The organism is Neobacillus sp. B24 (assembly GCF_055381825.1).
In genome coordinates, this window is the sequence record NZ_AP035777.1 from 4,074,634 (window position 1) to 4,095,367 (window position 20,734).

Annotated in this window: 23 protein-coding genes; 1 reads left to right on the top strand and 22 read right to left on the bottom strand. The window is 40.8% G+C overall.

Features of this window, described 5'->3' with window-relative positions:
• Window positions 1-7: 7 nt before the first annotated feature.
• The 21 genes from rpoD to rpsU form a co-directional block, all read right to left on the bottom strand.
• Window positions 8-1,144: an RNA polymerase sigma factor RpoD gene (gene rpoD / locus ACZ43M_RS20265; RefSeq protein ID WP_464504316.1), complete on the bottom strand. Its 1,137-nt coding sequence runs from the start codon at window positions 1,142-1,144 to the stop codon at window positions 8-10.
• Between the two features lie 30 nt (window positions 1,145-1,174).
• Window positions 1,175-2,995 (bottom strand): DNA primase, encoded by a 1,821-nt coding sequence (dnaG, locus tag ACZ43M_RS20270; RefSeq protein ID WP_464504317.1) that lies wholly within the window; start codon window positions 2,993-2,995, stop codon window positions 1,175-1,177.
• Window positions 2,996-3,045: 50 nt separating this feature from the next.
• Complete coding sequence (locus tag ACZ43M_RS20275) at window positions 3,046-3,234, bottom strand: DUF188 domain-containing protein (RefSeq protein WP_464504318.1); 189 nt, start codon at window positions 3,232-3,234, stop codon at window positions 3,046-3,048.
• A 450-nt stretch (window positions 3,235-3,684) separates the two neighbouring features.
• Window positions 3,685-4,494, bottom strand: a complete 810-nt coding sequence (locus ACZ43M_RS20280) for a pyruvate, water dikinase regulatory protein (protein WP_464504319.1) — start codon at window positions 4,492-4,494, stop codon at window positions 3,685-3,687.
• Between the two features lie 34 nt (window positions 4,495-4,528).
• Entirely contained in the window at window positions 4,529-5,161 is a 633-nt protein-coding gene (locus ACZ43M_RS20285) for a helix-turn-helix transcriptional regulator (protein WP_464508076.1), read from the bottom strand.
• A gap of 103 nt (window positions 5,162-5,264) precedes the next feature.
• Window positions 5,265-6,647 (bottom strand): glycine--tRNA ligase, encoded by a 1,383-nt coding sequence (locus tag ACZ43M_RS20290; RefSeq protein WP_464504320.1) that lies wholly within the window; start codon window positions 6,645-6,647, stop codon window positions 5,265-5,267.
• A gap of 293 nt (window positions 6,648-6,940) precedes the next feature.
• Window positions 6,941-7,693: a DNA repair protein RecO gene (gene recO, locus ACZ43M_RS20295; protein ID WP_464504321.1), complete on the bottom strand. Its 753-nt coding sequence runs from the start codon at window positions 7,691-7,693 to the stop codon at window positions 6,941-6,943.
• Window positions 7,694-7,724: 31 nt separating this feature from the next.
• Window positions 7,725-7,868 carry a YqzL family protein gene (locus tag ACZ43M_RS20300; protein ID WP_464504322.1) on the bottom strand — a complete coding sequence of 48 codons (144 nt, stop codon included), beginning with the start codon at window positions 7,866-7,868 and terminating at the stop codon, window positions 7,725-7,727.
• A gap of 158 nt (window positions 7,869-8,026) precedes the next feature.
• Window positions 8,027-8,950: a GTPase Era gene (gene era / locus ACZ43M_RS20305; protein ID WP_464504323.1), complete on the bottom strand. Its 924-nt coding sequence runs from the start codon at window positions 8,948-8,950 to the stop codon at window positions 8,027-8,029.
• The gene (locus ACZ43M_RS20310; RefSeq protein WP_464504324.1) at window positions 8,940-9,341 is read right to left on the bottom strand and encodes a cytidine deaminase; all 402 of its coding nucleotides are present in this window, start codon (window positions 9,339-9,341) and stop codon (window positions 8,940-8,942) included. Before ACZ43M_RS20310 ends, era begins: the two co-directional genes overlap by 11 nt.
• 206 nt (window positions 9,342-9,547) lie before the next feature.
• Window positions 9,548-9,943 (bottom strand): diacylglycerol kinase family protein, encoded by a 396-nt coding sequence (locus ACZ43M_RS20315; RefSeq protein WP_464504325.1) that lies wholly within the window; start codon window positions 9,941-9,943, stop codon window positions 9,548-9,550.
• On the bottom strand, window positions 9,921-10,337 hold the full coding sequence (ybeY, locus tag ACZ43M_RS20320) for an rRNA maturation RNase YbeY (RefSeq protein WP_464508077.1): 417 nt from the start codon (window positions 10,335-10,337) through the stop codon (window positions 9,921-9,923). The genes ACZ43M_RS20315 and ybeY overlap by 23 nt, the downstream gene beginning before the upstream one ends.
• A 50-nt stretch (window positions 10,338-10,387) precedes the next feature.
• Window positions 10,388-12,559, bottom strand: a complete 2,172-nt coding sequence (locus ACZ43M_RS20325; RefSeq protein ID WP_464504326.1) for an HD family phosphohydrolase — start codon at window positions 12,557-12,559, stop codon at window positions 10,388-10,390.
• A 193-nt stretch (window positions 12,560-12,752) separates the two neighbouring features.
• Entirely contained in the window at window positions 12,753-13,718 is a 966-nt protein-coding gene (locus tag ACZ43M_RS20330; protein ID WP_464504327.1) for a PhoH family protein, read from the bottom strand.
• Window positions 13,715-14,911, bottom strand: coding sequence for a sporulation protein YqfD (gene yqfD, locus ACZ43M_RS20335; RefSeq protein WP_464504328.1), 1,197 nt, complete (start codon window positions 14,909-14,911; stop codon window positions 13,715-13,717). Before yqfD ends, ACZ43M_RS20330 begins: the two co-directional genes overlap by 4 nt.
• Window positions 14,908-15,210, bottom strand: a complete 303-nt coding sequence (gene yqfC, locus ACZ43M_RS20340; protein ID WP_464504329.1) for a sporulation protein YqfC — start codon at window positions 15,208-15,210, stop codon at window positions 14,908-14,910. Before yqfC ends, yqfD begins: the two co-directional genes overlap by 4 nt.
• A 96-nt stretch (window positions 15,211-15,306) precedes the next feature.
• Entirely contained in the window at window positions 15,307-15,747 is a 441-nt protein-coding gene (locus tag ACZ43M_RS20345) for a hypothetical protein (protein ID WP_464504330.1), read from the bottom strand.
• Between the two features lie 22 nt (window positions 15,748-15,769).
• A complete protein-coding gene (gene floA / locus ACZ43M_RS20350; RefSeq protein WP_464508078.1) occupies window positions 15,770-16,759 on the bottom strand; it encodes a flotillin-like protein FloA in 990 nt (329 codons plus the stop codon).
• A 25-nt stretch (window positions 16,760-16,784) separates the two neighbouring features.
• Window positions 16,785-17,420: an NfeD family protein gene (locus tag ACZ43M_RS20355; RefSeq protein WP_464504331.1), complete on the bottom strand. Its 636-nt coding sequence runs from the start codon at window positions 17,418-17,420 to the stop codon at window positions 16,785-16,787.
• 118 nt (window positions 17,421-17,538) lie between these two features.
• Window positions 17,539-17,985: a GatB/YqeY domain-containing protein gene (locus ACZ43M_RS20360; RefSeq protein ID WP_464504332.1), complete on the bottom strand. Its 447-nt coding sequence runs from the start codon at window positions 17,983-17,985 to the stop codon at window positions 17,539-17,541.
• Between the two features lie 13 nt (window positions 17,986-17,998).
• Entirely contained in the window at window positions 17,999-18,172 is a 174-nt protein-coding gene (gene rpsU / locus ACZ43M_RS20365; RefSeq protein ID WP_003152957.1) for a 30S ribosomal protein S21, read from the bottom strand.
• Between the two features lie 206 nt (window positions 18,173-18,378).
• Here rpsU and ACZ43M_RS20370 point away from each other — a divergent pair, with 206 nt between their 5' ends.
• Window positions 18,379-19,323 carry a Na/Pi symporter gene (locus ACZ43M_RS20370; RefSeq protein ID WP_464504333.1) on the top strand — a complete coding sequence of 315 codons (945 nt, stop codon included), beginning with the start codon at window positions 18,379-18,381 and terminating at the stop codon, window positions 19,321-19,323.
• A gap of 36 nt (window positions 19,324-19,359) precedes the next feature.
• Here the strand turns inward: ACZ43M_RS20370 and mtaB are convergent, their stop codons facing one another.
• Window positions 19,360-20,733: a tRNA (N(6)-L-threonylcarbamoyladenosine(37)-C(2))-methylthiotransferase MtaB gene (gene mtaB / locus ACZ43M_RS20375; RefSeq protein WP_464504334.1), complete on the bottom strand. Its 1,374-nt coding sequence runs from the start codon at window positions 20,731-20,733 to the stop codon at window positions 19,360-19,362.
• Window position 20,734: the final 1 nt, after the last annotated feature.

Here is a 20,734-nt window from a genome sequence, read left to right on the forward strand (position 1 = left end):
CGTATCCTTATTCTAAGAAATCTTTTAGACGTTTGCTGCGGCTTGGGTGGCGCAGCTTCCGCAATGCTTTTGCTTCGATTTGACGAATTCGTTCGCGCGTTACCCCGAAGACTTTTCCAACCTCTTCAAGGGTGCGGGTCCGGCCATCATCGAGGCCAAAACGGAGCCTAAGTACATTTTCTTCCCTGTCAGTTAATGTATCCAGAACATCCTCAAGCTGCTCCTTTAGAAGTTCATAGGCAGCATGCTCGGAAGGGGATGTCGCATCCTGGTCCTCGATAAAATCACCAAGATGTGAATCATCTTCTTCACCAATTGGTGTTTCCAAAGAAACAGGCTCTTGCGCGATTTTTAGAATTTCTCTAACCTTATCCGGGGTTAAATCCATATCTTCGGCAATTTCCTCGGGAGTTGGTTCGCGGCCAAGATCCTGCAGTAATTGACGCTGAACACGAATCAGCTTATTAATCGTTTCAACCATATGGACTGGAATCCGAATCGTTCTGGCCTGGTCTGCAATCGCACGAGTAATGGCCTGTCGAATCCACCAAGTCGCATACGTACTAAATTTAAAGCCTTTTCGATAGTCAAACTTTTCGACTGCTTTAATTAGACCCATATTCCCTTCTTGAATGAGGTCCAAAAATAGCATTCCCCGGCCAACATACCGCTTGGCAATGCTGACTACGAGACGAAGGTTAGCTTCGGCAAGCCTGCGTTTTGCCTCTTCATCACCTTGTTCGATCCGATGAGCCAGGTTAATTTCCTCTTCAGCAGAAAGCAAGTCCACACGGCCAATTTCTTTCAAATACATCCGTACCGGGTCATTAATCTTTACCCCTGGAGGAACACTAAGATCATTTAAATCGAATTCTTCATCATCGTCTTTTGATAGCTGTTTAATGCTCGGATCATCTTCCTCGTCATCACTATCACCGACAAGTTCAATTCCCTGGTCGCCAAGAAATTCGTAAAATTCATCCATTTGTTCAGATTCCAACTCAAAATTGGCCATCTTCTCGGCAATATCATCATAGGCAAGAACCCCGACCTTTTTGCCCATTTCCGTAATTTGATCTTTTACCTGTTCCAAAGTCAGTTCATTTTCAACCTCATTTGCGCGTGCTGATTTTTCAGCTGCCATATGGAGGCCCTCCTTCCAAAATCAAAGACACTACACTGAATTTATCGTCTTGCGTAATAAGTTTATTTCAGCCAACAAAGTAACGGCTTTGGTAAGGTCACTTTGCCGTTCAGCTTCCTTTAATTCCATTTCTTTTTCTTTTATTTTTAACAACTTTTTATGATTCAACACCTGTTTGATATAATCAGTTAATTCCTGATCAGATAATTCATCGTTTATGGACATCATTTCGATGTTGGCAACCATTCTTCTAAGATTTTCATCTTGAATATAGGATAAAAATGCACTTGAGTCAGGATGTTCATGTTCCTCGTAAAATGCCAATAGATACGTTATGATAGCCTGATGTTCATCAACATTAAACGTGTCGCCAGCCAATTTTTCCTGCACCTTATAAGCAGTGTCACGATCTTTTAACATGTGAGCAATTAAACATCTTTCTGCAGTATAATGGGCGGGTTTTAATTGATTGACTTGTTTTTGTACAACGATTGGCTTACGCTCTGTTTCGATTTTACCAGTTGCCTTCTTTTTATCAGCGAAATAAATCTGTCTTTCCTGCTGTTTTAAGGAATCCAATGATAAGGAAAACTCCGCCGCTAGCTGCCGCAAATAATGGTCCTTTTCTACAGCTTTGGATAGTTGGCTAATTTCTTTTATTATTGTTTCGATATAAGAAAGCCTATCTCCTTCATTTTGCAGATTTTTTCCTCGCCTAAAGTAAAGAAATTTGAACGCCATCCAGGTTAAACTGGCGCCAATGACCTCACTGCGAAATTTCTCCGGACCATTTGCCTTAATGTACTCATCCGGGTCCATGCCATCCGGCATTACTGCCACTTTTATTTGAAAACCCGCTTCGTTCAGAAGATTCCCAGCCCTGTAGGCCGCTTGGATCCCGGCTTTATCGGAGTCATAGCAGATTGTCATGGCTTGGATACTTTGGCGCAAAAGTGTAATATGGTCATCAGTCAAGGCTGTTCCCATTGTGGCTATGCCATTTTCAATCCCAGCCCGATCAGCTGCAATACAGTCGGCAAACCCCTCAAATAACACAGCATGCTGCAATTTTTTCATATTAGGTTTGGCCAGGTGATAATTATATAAAATTTTACTTTTATTAAAGATTACTGTTTCGGGACTGTTTAAATATTTGGGCTCATCGGCCCCAAGTGTTCTCCCTGAAAAAGCAATCGTATTGCCATTCTTATCAAAAATTGGAAACATAATTCGATCGCGAAACCGATCAAAATAAGTCCCATCCCGCTCACGTTTAATAATGAGACCGGCCTTCTCCATCCATTCGGAGGGAAAGTTACGTTTGGCAAGAAACTTCACAACAAAATCCCATGAGTTTAAAGAATAACCAATTTGAAATTTATCAATCGACTCTTGGGTGAAGCCTCTCGCCAGCAAGTATTCCAATGCATGCTGACCTTCTTTTGTATTTACCAATAAATGATGGTAAAATTTACGTAATAGTTCATGTGCTTCGAAAATTGACTGCACGTCTTTGGAAACCTTTGTTTCTTTCGGGGCTGATGTTAGGTTTATATCAAGCTCTATATTGGCCTTACTAGCCAACTTTATTGCAGCTTCCTGAAATGTTAGTCCTTCAAGCTCCATTAGAAATGAAAAAGCATTTCCGCCGGCTCCACATCCGAAGCAATGAAAAATTTGTTTATCAGGTGATACAGAAAAAGATGGGGTGCTTTCCCCGTGGAAGGGACATAAACCGAAGTAGTTTCGCCCCTGCTTTTTCAATTGAACATAGTCACTAATGACTTCGACTATATCAACGGCCTGACGAATTTGTTCAATTTTTTCTTCGGCAATCCGTTCTGCCCTCATGGAAAAACAACTCCATTTATTGGCTAATAATAGTATTCTGCAGAAAATCGTTAAATTCCTGCAAATTTCGACAAAATCTTAGTGAATTCCTCAAATAAAAATTCCTTTGGAGAGATCACTTGAACCTCCTTAGGAAGTAAAGTTGATGCAAGGCCAATATCTTGGGTAACAACGATATCTCCTCGCTTGGCATGATTCATGATGTATAAATTTCGCAGCTTCCTTACCGGAATCAACATATTTCCAAGTTGCGTATGTATCTTTCACGTTTGAATGATGATTATAGGAAGCGACGCAAATAACTTGAAGTTACTGTTAAAGCAATTTCGACAATCTCCGCTTTTACTGGACATGAATCAGCATCGACATATATTGTCGGAATTCCGCTTATATCTGTACTAATTCTACATCACTCCACATATTCCTTCTTTTCTAATTAATTTTAATCATAAATCTCAGGAAGCTTGGCTCAAAAGGAAAAAAGGATTTATGTCGAATATTTTTTTAGGTCTCCCCTTGACATCTCACAATAAATAGTTTATTCGTTCACATGCAACTCTAAACCTAAAAAGTATTATTTTTATCACAATTTTTTATTATAGTACATTCATTATCATTTTGCCATAATTATTTCTTCGTATTTTGTTACTTTTTATTTATGAAAAAACACATAATCGTTGGATTATGTGTTAAGGTCTCCCTTTTTGAATATAATTTAAAATAACATTCGCAGTTTCTTCCACAGCCTTATTGGTGACATCAATAACCGGGCAATTTATTTTCGAAACAACCTGTTCAAAAAAGTTGAGTTCCTCTTTTATTCGGTCTATTTTTGCATAGCTTGCCTGGTCATTCAGTCCAAGAGAAATCAAACGCTCCCGTCTAATATTATTTAGCTTTTCCGGACTAATTTTTAATCCGAAGCATTTTTCCTTCGGTACACTGAAAAGCTCCTCTGGCGGTTCAACTTCCGGAACTAGCGGGACATTGGCAACTTTCAGGCGTTTATGGGCAAGATATTGGGAAAGGGGTGTTTTTGACGTCCTTGACACACCAATTAAAATAATATCCGCTTTCAAGATTCCGCGTGGATCACGTCCATCATCATATTTAACGGCAAATTCAATTGCCTCTACTTTTTTAAAATAATCCTCATCAAGCTTTCTGACCAAGCCCGGCTCAAATAATGGTGTTTTCCTGCTAAATTGTTGGATTTCATCCATTATCGGACCAATTAAATCTACGGAGGGGATGCCCTCCTGACCAGCACGTTCTTTCATATATGTACGCATTTCCGGTTTTACCAGCGTATAAGCCACCATAGCTTTATCGAGTGAAACAAGCGATAAAACCTCATCGATATCCTCTTTATCTTCAACATAAGGAAACCTTTTCAAGGTCATTCCAGAGCCATTAAATTGGCTCATTGCTGCTTTAGTTACCAATTCCGCGGTTTCTCCTACAGAATCGGATACAACGTAAATGATTGGCGAATTCATTCTCCCTCACCATCTCCTTCTCAACGTTCATGTTCTATTCTTCACTCAAGGCTACAAATGCTTTTGCGATATTTGTTTTCGTAATTCTTCCAATGACTTCGAACCCTTTTTCTGCTTTTCGCACTACCGGTAGGGCATCGATTTGTTTCTCAATTAGTTTTTTTGCAATATCAATCAATAAATCTTCCCGCTCACACATCGTAATATTCGGCATTCTAGTCATAATAATGTGGACTGGAATAGTTGTCAGTTCCTGTTTTCCAATACTTGCCCTCAGCAAATCCTTCCTAGATAAAACCCCGACTAAAACAGAATTTTGGTCCACAACAAATAAGGTTCCCACATCTTCTAGAAACATCGTACAAATAGCATCGTACACTGAAACATTTTCGTTTACTACCACGGGAATAGATTGATAATCCTTCACATATATTTTTTGGAGATTTTCTGTCAGCAGCTGCGTTCCGGATTTTCCCGTATAAAAATAACCCACACGTGGTCTGGCATCAAGAAACCCTGCCATCGTCAAAATGGCTAGATCTGGTCTCAAGGTTGCCCTAGTCAAGTTCAATTGGTCGGCAATCTGCTCCCCGGTAATCGGCCCTTGTTCCTTGACAATATGTAATATTTGCTCCTGCCGTTTGTTTAGTTCTATTGTCCTCACCACCCTTTCAGCGTGCAAAAGGCTATACTTTTTATAAATATTATAACTTAATTAATGATAATTTGAAATCTATTAGTAAAGGTGCGGAGTTCACCGCACCTTTCTTTTAAAACGAAATCTTTTCTTGTAAAAAGCTAACTAAATTGGCAATTGGAACTCGGGTTTGTTCCATTGTATCGCGGTCTCGTACAGTGACCATGTGGTCCTCTTTTGAGTCGAAATCATACGTAATACAGAATGGTGTACCGATTTCATCATGGCGGCGATAACGTTTGCCGATGGAGCCAGCCTCATCATAATCGATATTAAAATGCTTGGCTAAAGCAGCAAACACTTCTCTAGCCTCATCCCCAAGCTTTTTAGACAGTGGCAGTACCGCTGCTTTAAAGGGAGCGAGTGCCGGGTGGAAATGCAGAACGGTCCTTGATGAGCCGTCTTCAAGCTGCTCTTCGTCATAGGCATCAATTAGAAATGCCAATGTTACCCGATCCGCACCTAATGACGGCTCGATGCAATACGGAACATATCTTTCGTTACTTTCCGGGTCAATATAATTGAAGTCCTCACCGGAAAACTGCATATGCTGCTTCAAATCATAGTCAGTCCTGGAAGCAACGCCCCATAATTCGCCCCAGCCGAACGGAAATTTATATTCAAAATCGGTTGTCGCATTGCTGTAGTGGGAAAGCTCATCTTCAGAGTGGTCGCGGAGCCGAAGATTTTCCTTGGTCAATCCCAAAGAATGCAGCCACTCCTCGGCAAAACTTTTCCAATAGTCAAACCATTTTAATTCTTCCCCTGGTTTGCAGAAGAATTCCAACTCCATTTGTTCGAACTCCCTTGTTCTGAAGGTAAAGTTACCCGGTGTAATTTCATTCCGGAAGCTCTTGCCGATTTGCGCAATGCCAAATGGAAGCTTCTTACGCATTGTCCGCTGAACATTTTTAAAATTAACGAAAATTCCCTGTGCCGTTTCCGGACGGAGGAATATTTCATTGGTGCTCGTTTCCGTTACACCCTGAAAGGTTTTAAACATTAAGTTAAACTGGCGGATGCCAGTAAAATCATGGCTGCCGCAATCCGGACAAGCGATATTATGTTCTTTAATCAGATCCTCCATCTTTTCGAACGGAAGGCCGTCAACCACCATTTCAATGCCTTTTTCATCAAGAGCATTTTCGATCAGCTTATCAGCCCTATGGCGCGCTTTACAGTTTTTGCAATCAATCATCGGATCGTTGAAATTTCCAATATGACCTGATGCTTCCCAAGTCCTTGGATTCATGAGGATAGCGGCATCCAAGCCTACATTATAAGGGGACTCTTGGACAAATTTTCTCCACCAGGCAGCCTTAACATTGTTCTTAAATTCTACTCCCAATGGGCCGTAATCCCATGTATTTGCAAGACCCCCGTAAATTTCCGAGCCTGGGAAAATAAAGCCCCGATGTTTGGCATGTGAAACAATTTGCTCCATTGATACATTCATAGCAATAACTCCTTTGTTTTTTCTGATTAAATATAAAAAACTCCCGACCCTATGCTTAAAGCTTAAGCATAGGGACGAGAGTTACCCGCGGTTCCACCCTATTTGCTGCAAAAAAGCAGCCACCTTCAATTAAACAGAATTGCTCAGGAACGCCTTCCATTAGCCCCCTACACCCTAGCTCGCACCATCCTAGGTTCGCTTCTGCAGAAGAATCCAAGTACTACTTTCCGTCACAGCAATTATTAATTTTAAAGTTAATATTAACCAAATCTGACTGCCTTGTCAATAAACTGTTATAAAAGATTACGAAATTGGGCCATCGAATCCAAAAATTTCTTAGATTTAAGATGAAGGCCTGAATATTCCTCATAATAGGCCGAAATTATTTTTTTCAATTCTGCTTTTGTTTCCTCTTTCACCGAAATATTTCCCAAACGAGATAAATCGAAGTAATAGAATAAACGTAATAATTTCACAGATGCTGGTGATAATTTAAAATGGTATGGGTCTTGTTCGAGACATCGGTGACAAATTAACCCGCCTTCACGTATAGAAAAAGAAAAATGCCCGTCTGTTTGGCCGCAAACGGAACATTGATTCAGTGTCGGATACAGGCCGAGCACATTTAACATTTTCATTTCATAAATATGAGTCAGTATATCAGGGTCGTATCCCTCATTCATATAATGCAGTGTTTGATAGAGCAGTTCAAAATGATATGGGTTAGGTTTCTTTTCATCTGTGCACTTGTCGGTCAATTCAACTATATAACTGGCATACCCAGTTAGAAATATATCCTCACCGATTGCCCGCATTGAGGTGATTAAATCCCCTTGCTGCATGCCTCCTAGTCCGGCACCCTTTTGAATGAGAAAAAAGCCGTGGTTAAATAGCTGGGTAATCGAGGAAAGACGGCTGTTAGGCTTTTTTGCCCCTCTGGCCATCACGCCAATCTTCCCCCATTCTCGAGTATATAGTGTCACAATCTTATTGGTTTCACCATAATCAGTCGTTCTAATAACGATACCTTCACATTTCTGAAGCATGACTGTCACCATCCAGGGACGTTCGACTTGCCTATGAAATCGGAAAATCAATTTGTGCTAGCTCTTCATTCAAATTACCGGGTATTTCTTGGTTTTCCTTCTCCAACTCTTTAAAGAGGAGATATGTGTCAATATTACCTGTTTGGCTAAATATTTTCCACGTAAAATCCAACATGAAAACCCCTACCTTTCGATATTTAGACTAGCGTTTCTGCATTTCCAACCTTACATTTATCATAGCCTGCCAACGAAATAATCATGAGACGTAAAATTTGTTAATAATGACTGCGCATATTTTAAAAAGTGATTTAATAGTTTTATTAGAGTATAACGTTAATACTCATCATCATTGAATCCATATTCTCTGAGCTGGGACATTCGATTGCGCCAATCTTTTTGCACCTTTACCCATAACTCAAGGAAAACTTTGGAACCAAGGAGATTTTCAATATCGACACGGGCTCGCTTGCCAATTTCTTTTAACATACTCCCCTGTTTGCCAATAATAATCCCTTTTTGTGAATCTCGCTCGACAATAATCGTGGCCATCACATGAATAATGTCCTTGTTCCCTTGACGTTCCATCTTATCAAGAACAACAGCCAAGGAATGGGGAATTTCTTCTCTTGTCAGATGCAATGCCTTTTCCCTGATCAATTCTGTAATAATAAACCTTTCAGGGTGATCGGTTACTTGGTCGGCTGGATAATACTGTGGTCCCTCCGGTAAAACCACCTTAATTTGCTCTAGCAGCCGCTCTACGTTGTTGCCTTCCAATGCGGAAATCGGAACTACCTGTTGAAAAGCGTACTTTTCTTTATACGATTCGATTATAGGCAGTAATTCATCTGGGTGAATCCGGTCAATCTTATTGATTACAAGAAAAACTGGTGTGCTAATTGATTGGAATTTTTCAAGAATAAATTCCTCGCCGCGCCCAAAGCCTTCCTCGGCATTAACCATAAATAAAATCAAATCGACTTCTTTTAGTGTATTTTGTGCGACCTTCATCATAAAGTCGCCTAATCGATGCTTTGGTTTATGAATACCCGGTGTATCGATAAAAATCATTTGGGCATCATCTAGCGTTAAGACGCCTTGAATCTTGTTCCGTGTAGTTTGTGGTTTATCACTCATAATGGCAATTTTTTGGCCGATTACTCGATTCAGAAAAGTGGATTTGCCCACGTTTGGGCGGCCAATAATGGATATGAAGCCTGATTTATATACTTTGGATTCGTTTACATTATTTAACATGCAAATCCTCCGGCGAAAACGCGCCTGGCAGCAGGTCTTCCACTGTGATTTCCTGTATGTCGCCCTTCATATTTGTCAGGAACACTTTCATATCTCTTGGGCACAATTCTGATATCACCTGGCGACAGGCCCCACATGGAGAGCAAGGCCGATCTGTGTCGGCTACGACAGCCATCATTTGAATTTTCCGGTCACCTTCAGAGTACGCTTTAAATAGCGCCGTCCGTTCTGCGCAGTTACACATACTGTATGCGGCATTCTCAATATTACAGCCATGATATACTTTTCCATCTGTTGTCAGAAGCGCTGCTCCAACTCCAAACTTAGAATATGGAACATAAGCTTTTTCTCTTGCTTTTTTTGCTTCTTCAATCAGTTGTTCAACGTTCACTAGTCTTCTTCCTTTCCAGCAGATGACTGCTGTTCCTTTATTTTACCTCAATTTTGCCTGAAAATCATTATCTGAAACAAAAAATATACAAAATTTTAAATAATTTAAATATTCGTAAAAATAACCGGAATGTTGTTGAAAAAACTAGTTAAGTCATTTTAACTAATTCGTCCTGCCATTTCAAATCTGGTCATCTTTCTATCTTTTTATCCTCTATGTAGAAGCCTCAAGAAATATGGAGAAAAGATAACAATTCCAATTACCACCGATAAAATCGCATAGACGAAAACTGCTCCTGCAGCAACATCCTTTGCCTGTTTCGCCAACGGATGGAAATCAGGCGCTGCCAAATCGACCACCCGCTCAATGGCGGTATTTACCAATTCAAGGGCAAACATGCCACCAACTGCGAAGAGAATAAAAAGCCATTCGGTTGCAGTTATGGAAAAATAAAATGATATACCCACCACTAACACCGAACTGAGCAGGTGGAATCTCATATTTCTCTCCTGCTTGACAGCAGTAAAGATTCCTGTAATGGCATAGGAAAAGGAATGCCAAATCGGTTTTAATCTTTGCTTATCGACTGAGCCCATAATCATTCAAGATTTCCTTCTGTAAAGTAAACATTTCCTTTTCTTCTTCCTGAGTCATATGGTCATAACCCATTAGATGCAAAAAACCATGAAGTGCCAAAAAACCAAGTTCACGGTCAAATGTATGACCATATTCCTTTGCTTGCTCTTCCGCTTTAGGAACAGAGATAATAATATCTCCTAAAATCCTTGGCATATTACCGCCAACCATCTCTACCTCGCCTTCTCCAAGCTCCTCCATGGCAAAAGAGATGACGTCGGTCGGTGCATCCTTATCGCGGTATTCACGATTTATCTCTTGAATCCGATCATTGGTGACAAAAGTGATCGACACTTCACTGTGTTGTTCCACACTAAGTTTTCCAGCAGCAAAATTGATTAACCGCTCCACTTCAAGCATCTGCTGTTCAGTAATTAGATTTGTTTCGTCAAGGCTGTCAATAAGTAATGTCATGCTTGCTTCACCTTCTTAGTTAATTCGGGATATTCAATCCTGGAATGGAAGATTCCCTTTAATGTCTCACATAATGAATGGGTGACCATTTCAATTTCCTTCAATGTTAAATCACATTCATTTAATTGTCCGTCCTGCAGGCGATCAGTAACAATTTTTCTAACAAGTGACTCAATTGCCTCCGGAGTCGGATGGGAGAGGGAACGAACCGCAGCCTCAACACTATCAGCAATCCCAACGACTGCAGATTCCTTCGATTGTGCTTTCGGACCGGGATAACGGAAGTCTTCCTCCTTCGTATCCGGATCGTTTTGGATGGCCTTATGATAGAAAAATTTCAATAAAGTTGTTCCATGATGCTGTTCGGCAATCTCTATGATTTCCTTCGGCATATGGTGTTTTCTCAAAATGACCGAGCCATCGGTAACATGGGCAATTATAATACTGGCACTTTTATCAGGCGTCAAGCGATCATGCGGATTGTCTCGATGCATCTGGTTTTCGATAAAAAAGTTTGGACGGCGGGTTTTTCCAATATCATGATAGTAGCTGCCCACTCTTGCCAAAAGACCGTTAGCTCCAATTGCTTCACAGGCGGATTCTGAAAGATTAGCCACCATGACACTATGATGATAAGTACCCGGCGCTTCCATCAAAATTTTCCTCAACAGCGGGTGATTGGGACTGGATAGTTCAATCAGTCTCATCGTTGATAAAATGCCAAAGCTTGCTTCAAAGAGTGGCAATAGCCCCATTGCGAGCACCGCAGAAGCAATCCCGGAAACGAGTGCGGTCACAAAGTAATATCCATATTCTAGCCCAGAAAATTGTCCATTAGGCAAAAACATTAATGCCAATAGCGTCATTAGGTTGACAAACCCTGTAAAAAAACCGGCTTGTAATATATTGGTCCGTTGGTTTTGGCTGCTTAAAAACAGAATCGCCGCCAAACCGCTAAATAAAATATAAATTCCCTCTGAAAAATTTAATGTACCGGAAACACCCTCATTGAACATAATACTTCCACAGACAGCTATTATAATCGAAGTCAGGATCGCCAGTCTTTCATCAATTAAAATCTTAACTAAAATGCAAGCAAGTGCTGCAGGTACAAGGTAGCCAATCCCAGAAAAATTAAAGATTTGCAGCAAACTAATCAGCTTCATTATAAATATAGATAAAATAAAAATAAACCCAAACAGCAGCAAAAAGGTTTGCCGTTTTTCCGGCTGTGCCTTCAGTTGATAAAAGTAAAAGTAAATGGCAGAAAGAATGGTCACAATCAACATGGTTAATCCGACAAAAGGTTTGAAGGATTTTTCTGTTTTAAGCAAACCGACAAGCTGCAACTGATGATAAATTTCTTGGTTAATAAGCTCCCCTTCATCCACAATGACTTGTCCCTGAAGAATTTTCACTGGCTCGACACTTTCAGCCGTCTGTTGGCGAAGCTCTTCCGTTGCCGAAGGGTCATAAAATTCATTTTGGATCACCGCGTATCTACCCAGTTCAATGGCAGCAGCTTTCAAACTATCACTTAAAGTCGTAAATCTTAATTCCTCTTCGACTCTTTTTTTGGCATTTTCCACTTCGTCTGCGGGAATCCGCTTGGTCATAACATTGTTAATTGCTGTTACAGTCAAATCCTTGGCAATTGAAAGCTCTTCGTTGCCAGAAAGGACTAAACTTGAGAATACTTGGTCAGAAAGCTCCTTGGTTACTGTCGTTGTTAATTTCCCCTTAAGCATGGTGACCCTTTCCGCCGGGCTTGGTTCCACAGGCTTTGGGTCGTCCTCCGTCAATGCCTCTTGTTGTTTCTTTAATTGGTCTTTTACTTCATCATTTACTTCAGATGCCGCTTTGAAAATGGAGGTAATTAAGTCGACCCGATTCTGCGTATATTCATTTTTTAACGTATAGACAGGCTGTACTTGATCACGTGCTTCTTTTCGTTTTCTCTCGGTACTTTGTTTATCTTCCACTGTCGCTGGAGAGCGAATGGTTTTTTCAGCAATGGAAAACATGGTAACGTCTAGCTTTTCCGGCTTGACATTATTAAACATGGACACAAATAGGACTAACCCCAAAACAATAAAGAACAGTATACGAAAGAACGTAATATCAAGCAGTTTCCGTATCCGGATGAAGTACTGCTGTAGTATTTCCAAACTATATCCCTCCAACCATGGCTACTAAATTCCAAGGTTCAACAAAATATGTAGTATGCGATATGTCTACTTATGTAAAATGATAACAGTTTTTTCCCGAAGTTTCACCTTCAATTGAGAGAACCTGTTATTTTTAAGAAATGAAAAGAGGATAAACCCCAAATTAGGTTTATCCCAAAGCTGACATAATTCCTTAAATGTTTGGTTTCTTTTCGTATGCCTCGATAATTCGGCCAACGAGCGGATGGCGGACAACATCCGTTTGTTCCAGGAATACAAAGGATATACCTTGAACACCTTGTAAAATAGCTTCGGCCTCAACCAAGCCAGATTTTGCCCCCTTCGGCAAATCAATTTGCGTCCGGTCTCCGGTAATGACCATTTTAGAGCCTAAGCCAAGCCTTGTTAAAAACATTTTCATTTGCGCATGTGTAGTATTTTGAGCTTCATCCAAAATCACAAACGCATCGTCAAGAGTTCTGCCGCGCATATAAGCTAACGGAGCGATTTCAATGGTTCCACGCTCAATCAGCCTGCCGGTATGCTCTGCACCAAAAATATCATGGAGTGCATCATACAACGGTCTGAGGTATGGGTCAACCTTTTCTTTTAGGTCACCAGGGAGGAACCCAAGACTTTCACCAGCCTCTACAGCGGGCCTAGTCAGGATTATTTTATTTACCTGTCCATTTTTGAGGGCATTTACCGCCATTACGACAGCCAGATAGGTTTTTCCGGTTCCGGCTGGTCCGATCCCAAATACCAGGTCACTCTTTTTGATGGCAGTAATATATTGCCGCTGCCCCAGTGTCTTTACCCTGATTGTTTTCCCCTTCATATTTCGTCCAATTTCTTCATCATACAAATGATCGAAATACTCAAGAGTGCCTTTTTGGGCCATTTGCACTGCGTAGAGAACATCTCTTTGGCTTATGTTAATCCCTTTACGTATCACAACCATTAATTTGTCGATAATTTGGCTGGCAAGCGTAACGCTGTCTTCATTACCACTCAGGGAGACGGATTCGCCTCTGGTTATAAGTGAGACACCTAGTTCCTCTTCAATTATCTTCAAATTCTGATCAGCGTTCCCCAAAAGGGCAATGGCCTCCGCCGGGGTTTCAAGCTGTACTTTGATTGTTGTTAACTTTTCTGTCATTCATGAGTCTCCTTGATTATCGGTTGTCCGATTGCAATGTTTTCAATCATCTTAAAATGGATATCAAGTATAACTTTACCATTTTCCACTGCTTTGTGTAAAATTTTTTCATCTTTAAAGATAGCATCCTCATCTAGTTGGCTTTTTATTTCTTTTCTTGCTAATTCCAAAGCATTTTCTTCTGCTTCCTTCTCAGTATATGTCCTGGGAATAATTTCGCTTTCTCGTATCGTTTTGTGAACATAAGCAATTGGCAATTCCCATTTTAGAAAATGAAGCTTATAAATATTTTTCTCCGTTTCATATTCCTTAAATTCTGTTTTGCCAAAACCCCAAATTGGCAGTTCCCATTTTCCAAAGGAAAGCAAATGTTTCAATTCTTCATTACCAGTAAAAACTTTAAAGTTTGTTTTGAACGGAAGCTCTACATGACTTTTATACCACGTTTCTCCCCATATCTCGCCCTTTGCCGCCACCTGCCTAGGGTTTAGCCCTTCTTGTCCGATTTCACCGGACACGAGCAATTGCCCCTGCTCCACATGGTCATTTATATCAACCATTTTCTGCCCTTCTTCCACAAAGCTCTTAACTATGATTGCTTTCTTTTTCGCCACCAAATTTTGCGGTGCCAGCATTTCCGGTGCTTTTGGCTCGTTTTTTTCGACTACCTGAAGGTGATAGGTTGTCCCGTTTAATTCCACACCGACCCACGTAAGTTCACCAATACTGTTCGTTAACTCACGTTGGATCCCCTCTACATTCTTGACGAAAAATTGCAGTTTGCCAATTTTAACACCCATCTTGTCCAATTCCTGGCGAATTTTATACTCTGTTGCCGGTTTTGCCCCCTTAATTTCAATACCCCAGATTACATTAGACAACAGAAAGATAAGGACCAGAAATATGCCCGCCCCGGCTAAAAAACCGCTGTTTTTCAACATTCTTTTAAATATAAACGGAGCCCCGCTCCTTCTTAAAAAGGAAACCTTGCATTGACTATTACGAACAAAAGGTCTGATTTTTTTTGCCTCTTTTAATCTCATTTTGAAGGTTATCGTTTCTGTGCCATGCCGTTTTACTCTCCAAATATAAAAACCATTCCGGGTCAGGACATTGATAAACCGTTCAATGCCTCTGCCGGATACCTTTACAGTTACAATGCCAAAGATAAATTCCATCCACTGATTCTTCATTTCGTTCCTCCCGGATTTTCAGTTAAATATTGAACATGATCTATTTTTCCTTCGAGCAGTATTTCTTCTGGTAATATCGTTTTTATGACGAAGGATTGGCCTTTAATCAATAATTGTCCTTGTTTTAACAGAAGACGGAGTTCTTTATCTGTAAACGCCAGTAAGCCGCGATGGTTTTCGATATAGATGTGGATTTGTCCAATCATCGTAATTCGGGGCAAATCCATCATGACATCCTGAGGAAGATCCATTTTGCTCGTCATCCAATTACGGAAGCGCTGGCCCCATTTTTTTGCCATAAAAAAAGAACCCCCTTTCATCTCATGTTTATGAAATGAACAGAGGTTCTAGCACATCTTTTTCCTTTTTGAATCTAATGGCAGGGCAGTATTACTCTATCTTTTATTGGCAAAGAATGATTTGCGGGAACGGGGTTCCCCCAGAATTTCAGCCCAAATAATCCCATTAATAAGTGTATCACCATCTGGTACTTCGGAAATGATGGACTCTTCTTCTTCAACCTTTTCCGGTGCCAAGTTGCCGATTCTGCTGTGCTGGACTGCTGGTTGCTGCGGGCTGCCCCACTTGGACTGGCTATCAGTAAATTCTTGTTTAACTTCTTGAACCTTTTTTGGAATATTATCCTTATTTACGACATCCTTTAGGTCTGTACCCATTTCTTTTTTTATTTCATCTTGAAACAATTTTTTTATGTCATCAAAGGTATTAGCTCTAAACGGTTTGCCGGTCTGGAACGGTTTATTATTCTTACCCTTGCCCTTGCTAAGCAGCATGGAAAATATTCCGGCTATGATTAGGAATAGCAGTGTTTCCAAGGTTCACCGCCCCCTCTTTTGGTTATTTTCCGTCCTTTTTGTCACCTGTCATTTTTCCAATTGAGCCTCTCATATCAGTGTCAGCGGAGATATTTTTAAAGTTCATATAATCCATGACACCGATGTTGCCCGATTTAAGAGCTTCTGCCATGGCCAGTGGAACCATTGCTTCTGCCTCAACTACTTTAGCTCTCATTTCCTGTACTTTTGCCTTCATCTCCTGCTCCTGAGCAACCGCCATGGCACGGCGCTCCTCTGCTTTCGCTTGAGCAATCTTTTTGTCCGCCTCGGCCTGCTCCGTTTGCAATTCAGCGCCGATGTTTTTACCGATATCAACATCCGCAATATCAATCGAGAGAATTTCAAACGCAGTGCCGGCATCCAGGCCCTTTGCTAAGACTGTTTGGGAAATAAGATCTGGATTTTCCAATACCTTGCTATGACTGTCCGAAGAACCGATGGTTGAGACTACACCTTCACCAACACGTGCCACAACCGTTTCTTCCCCAGCACCACCGACAAGGCGGTCGATATTAGCTCGGACGGTAATTCTTGCTTTTGCCTTTACCTCAATCCCGTTCATCGCTACACCTGCGATGAATGGAGTTTCAATTACTTTTGGATTAACACTCATTTGCACTGCCTCGAGCACGTCACGGCCAGCCAAATCAATGGCAGCACAGCGTTCAAACGATAATTCAATATTGGCTCGGTGCGCCGCAATTAAGGCATTCACGACACGGTCTACATTACCGCCGGCAAGATAGTGGCTTTCTAATTGATTGGTTGTTACATTTAACCCGGCCTTGTGAGCTTTAATCAGCGGGTTGACCACTCTTCCCGGTATTACCCTTCTTAATCTCATCCCGATTAGGGTAAAAATACTAATCCTTACACCGGCTGCTAATGCAGAAATCCAAAGCATGACCGGCACAAACGATAATAGTATGCCAAATAAAATTAATGCAACAATCACAACTGCTACAATAAATATGGTTCCGCCAGTTAACATATCCTTCATACCTCCCGTAAATAAATTATTTTACTTCTCTAACCACAATTCTTGAGCCCTCTACCTTTAACACTATTATTTTGGCGTTTTTTTCAATAAAATCTCCTTCACTAACAACATCAACCCGTTCATTGTTAATGATTGCTGTCCCAGATGGACGCAAGATCGTTAGCGCCTTGCCTTCTTTCCCCAACAGATCAGTCCGGTTTACATTTGATACATAGCCATCTTCTTTTTTGGCGACATCAAACAATACCATTTTATTAAAAAGAAGCAACTTCTTACCCAAAAGCTTGATCATTACAAAGAAAACAACAGTTGAAATAAAAATGGCAATTAAAATGGATATACCCATTTTTAAGGCATCTTCCCCCGCCATAAAAAAGCTCAAAATCAAGGCTGCGAATCCCAGTGTCCCCGCCACTGCCCCAGGGAGAAAAAATTCAAAGAAAATCAGGATGATTCCCGCAACGAACATGGCCAAAGTTCCATAACCTGCCAATCCCGCTTGAAAATGTCCATAAAAGAATAATAGCAATGCGCCAATACCGATAAGTCCGGCCAGACCAAATTTTGGCGAAAAAAGCTCCATCACAATACCTACACCAGCAATAGATAGCAGTATGGTAATTACAATTGGATTGATAAGGAATTCAATCAAGAGAGGCCCTCCTTTCTGTCGTCGGTTATTATTTACTACGAATGAAGTTCTTAAAGGTTTCATCTCGCAATAAAAAGACCACAGGCAAATCCGCCTGTGGTCTTAATGTGTCAGAATACTATGAAAGGTGTTGTTGTACAAATTTATTAACAAGTGATCCGTCTGCTTTACCCTTTACTTTAGGCATAATTGCAGACATCACTTTTCCCATTTCCGCTTTTGATGTTGCACCGACTTCAGCAATCGTTTGTTTCACTATTTCTGATAGTTCCTCTTCAGAAAGCTGTTTCGGCATATACAGTTCAACAATTGTCAATTCTGTACGCAACTTTTCAACCAAGTCTTGACGACCGGCCTTATCAAACTCATGGAGGGAGTCTTTGCGTTGTTTTAATTCGCGAGAAAGGACCGTTAACTCGTCCGCTTCGGAAAGCTCCTTGACGCCAAGCTTAATGGCTTCATTCTGCATGGAAGCTTTTATCATCCGAATGACAGAGAGTTTGTCTTTTTCCTTGTTTTTCATCGCTTGTTTCATGTCATTATTTAAACGCTCAAGAAGACTCATTAATTACACCCTCTTAAAACTTACGTTTTCTAGCTGCTTCAGACTTTTTCTTACGTTTTACACTTGGTTTTTCGTAGAATTCGCGCTTTCTTGCCTCTTGCAAAGTACCAGTTTTTGATACAGAACGTTTGAAGCGACGAAGAGCATCTTCAAGCGATTCGTTTTTACGAACGACGGTTTTAGACATCCTCTTTCCCTCCCTCCGAAACACAACACACTTACATCAATCCATGTACCTTGCAATTATAATATAACCTTGATACAAGGTCAACTGTATTTCACATTCATGGAACAAGGAAATCAATTTTTTATGCATAATTAAGCTAAATTTTATTTAAAACTGGCATGTCCAATCTTTCCCGCCCATACAATGAATGAAGGGGAGGCTTGACAATGCTGTACATATTATTATTTCTTCTTTGCATTTTATTATTTCTGTTTGGTATGACAATTATCAGGTTCGGATTATTCAATTTATCCGCCAATAAATTGAAAACATGGCTAATTAAACTAACCAGCACCCCCTTGAAAGGGATGCTGACTGGAACCTTCATTACAGCACTTTTGCAAAGCAGTTCGGCGGTAATGGTCATTACGATCGGGCTTATTTCTGCGAGAATTATGACCTTTCCTCAATCAATAGGTATTATCCTTGGCACCAATATAGGAACCACCTTTAAAACCGAATTAATTACCTTTAACATCGATGCAGTTCTTGTTCCTATTGCCATCCTTGGGGCGATGTTAATTTTATTTCCCAATAAAAAATCCCGAAGTATCGGAATGCTGTTGTTTGGTATAGCATCTGTATTTACAGCTATGAAGGGATTCGAAATGCTTGCCCAACCGTTAACATCCATGCATATGATTAGGAATTTTATCGTTTCAATCAATGACAATATAGTATTAAGTCTGTTAACGGGAACAATTATTACCTCCATTATTCAATCCAGCACCGCCATGACGGGGATTACGATGGGATTTTTGGCAGCCGGATTGCTGCAGCTTGATGCAGGAATTGCCATTGTTTTCGGTGCAAATATTGGGACTTGCATAACAGCATTGATTGCTGCCATCGGCGGCGGAAAAGAATCCAGACTAGCCGCCTATGCACATGTTTGGCTGAATGTCTTTGGCGTCTTGGTATTTATTCCATTGATTCCGTTTCTGACCGAGAATGGCCATTTGTTAGCTGCCCGAAAAGAAGTACAGCTCGCCCACATCAGCGTTATTTTTAATGTAGTTTCGTCATTGCTTGTACTGCCATTCGCCGTAAAATTCGGGGAGATGATATTATTTTTCCACGACCGCAAGCCGAAACATCCTATAATAAAATAAAGGGTGACCCGTTAATTAAACGAGCCACCCTTATTATTATATCGCTGCTTCTTCTTTAGAAAAAACTACTTGTTTAACTGCTTCTGTATCCTCTACAAGACGAACGAATTGCCCCTCATTGTAAGGATAGCCGGCTTTTGTAATTTTCACTTTGACAATTTTCCCAATCATGTCTTCAGTTGCCGGGAGGATAACCTTTAGGTAATTGTCAGTATAACCCATATAAAGGCCAGAATTTGGTTCTTCTTTATATTCCTCTTCTGGAATCACCTCAAGGACTTCTCCTTCAAATTGTGAAGCATATTCCTTGGCTAATTGGTCTGAAAGAGTAATTAACCGATGGACGCGCTCATTTTTGACTTCTTCGTCCACTTGGTCCTCCATCCTTGCTGCAGGTGTACCTGTCCGCTTCGAGTAAGGAAACACATGAAGCTCGGAGAACTTGTGCTCTTTAATAAAATTGTATGTCTCCATGAATTCTTCCTCGGTTTCACCCGGGAAGCCAACAATAACATCCGAAGTAACCGCAAGGCCTGGAAGTACTTCCTTCAGGCGCTCAAGGCGCTCAGCGAAAAACTCCATTGTATATTTGCGGCGCATTCTTTTTAAAACCGTATTTGAACCAGATTGAATCGGAATATGGAGATGACGAACTACAATATTAGAATTCTTGATAACCTCAATGACTTCATCACTGATTTGGCTTGCCTCAATAGAGGAAATCCGCAGACGCTCTAACCCCTTCACTTCTGCTTCCAACTCACGAAGCAGCATCGCAAGATTATAATCCTTCATATCTTCGCCGTAGCCGCCTGTATGAATACCAGTCAAGACGATCTCCTTATAGCCGGCATCAACCAATTGCTGAGCTTGGCGGATGACCTCCTTTGGATCTCTTGACCTCATTAAGCCGCGAGCCCATGGGATAATACAAAAAGTACAGAAGTTGTTACAACCCTCTTGGATTTTTAGTGAGGCACGGGTTCTGTCAGTAAAAGAAGGAACATCCAATTCCTCATAAACCCGGTTTTTCATAATATTGCCGACACCATTAATGGGTTGTCGCTCATTCTTATATTGTTCAATGTATTCCAGCATCTTGATCCGATCCTGTGTTCCGACAACCACATCAACACCTGGAATGGCCATAATCTCTGCAGGCGATGTCTGTGCATAACAGCCGGTTACGCAAATAACCGCATCCGGATTTTTTCGTACGGCACGTCTGATTACCTGACGGCTTTTCTTATCGCCCGTATTCGTAACGGTACAAGTATTAATCACATAAACATCGGAAATGGATTCAAAATCCACCCGTTCGTAGCCCTCTTGCTTAAACAACTGCCAGATGGCTTCAGTTTCATAGTGGTTTACCTTACAGCCTAATGTATGAAACGCAACTGTTGGCATT

Coding starts and splice junctions, on each gene's coding strand:
- mtaB (WP_464504334.1), bottom strand. CDS start 20,733: ATGCCAACAGTTGCGTTTCATACATTAGGCTGTAAGGTAAACCACTAT.
- floA (WP_464508078.1), bottom strand. CDS start 16,759: ATGTTAACTGGCGGAACCATATTTATTGTAGCAGTTGTGATTGTTGCA.
- yqfC (WP_464504329.1), bottom strand. CDS start 15,210: ATGGCAAAAAAATGGGGCCAGCGCTTCCGTAATTGGATGACGAGCAAA.
- dnaG (WP_464504317.1), bottom strand. CDS start 2,995: ATGAGGGCAGAACGGATTGCCGAAGAAAAAATTGAACAAATTCGTCAG.
- rpoD (WP_464504316.1), bottom strand. CDS start 1,144: ATGGCAGCTGAAAAATCAGCACGCGCAAATGAGGTTGAAAATGAACTG.
- ybeY (WP_464508077.1), bottom strand. CDS start 10,337: ATGCTTGAAGTGGAGCGGTTAATCAATTTTGCTGCTGGAAAACTTAGT.
- era (WP_464504323.1), bottom strand. CDS start 8,950: ATGTTAAATAATGTAAACGAATCCAAAGTATATAAATCAGGCTTCATA.
- ACZ43M_RS20280 (WP_464504319.1), bottom strand. CDS start 4,494: ATGAATTCGCCAATCATTTACGTTGTATCCGATTCTGTAGGAGAAACC.
- recO (WP_464504321.1), bottom strand. CDS start 7,693: ATGCTTCAGAAATGTGAAGGTATCGTTATTAGAACGACTGATTATGGT.
- ACZ43M_RS20290 (WP_464504320.1), bottom strand. CDS start 6,647: ATGAATGTATCAATGGAGCAAATTGTTTCACATGCCAAACATCGGGGC.
- ACZ43M_RS20370 (WP_464504333.1), top strand. CDS start 18,379: ATGCTGTACATATTATTATTTCTTCTTTGCATTTTATTATTTCTGTTT.
- ACZ43M_RS20275 (WP_464504318.1), bottom strand. CDS start 3,234: ATGTTGATTCCGGTAAGGAAGCTGCGAAATTTATACATCATGAATCAT.
- ACZ43M_RS20300 (WP_464504322.1), bottom strand. CDS start 7,868: ATGTTGGATTTTACGTGGAAAATATTTAGCCAAACAGGTAATATTGAC.
- ACZ43M_RS20330 (WP_464504327.1), bottom strand. CDS start 13,718: ATGACAGAAAAGTTAACAACAATCAAAGTACAGCTTGAAACCCCGGCG.
- ACZ43M_RS20315 (WP_464504325.1), bottom strand. CDS start 9,943: ATGATTATGGGCTCAGTCGATAAGCAAAGATTAAAACCGATTTGGCAT.
- ACZ43M_RS20360 (WP_464504332.1), bottom strand. CDS start 17,985: ATGAGTCTTCTTGAGCGTTTAAATAATGACATGAAACAAGCGATGAAA.
- yqfD (WP_464504328.1), bottom strand. CDS start 14,911: ATGAAGAATCAGTGGATGGAATTTATCTTTGGCATTGTAACTGTAAAG.
- rpsU (WP_003152957.1), bottom strand. CDS start 18,172: ATGTCTAAAACCGTCGTTCGTAAAAACGAATCGCTTGAAGATGCTCTT.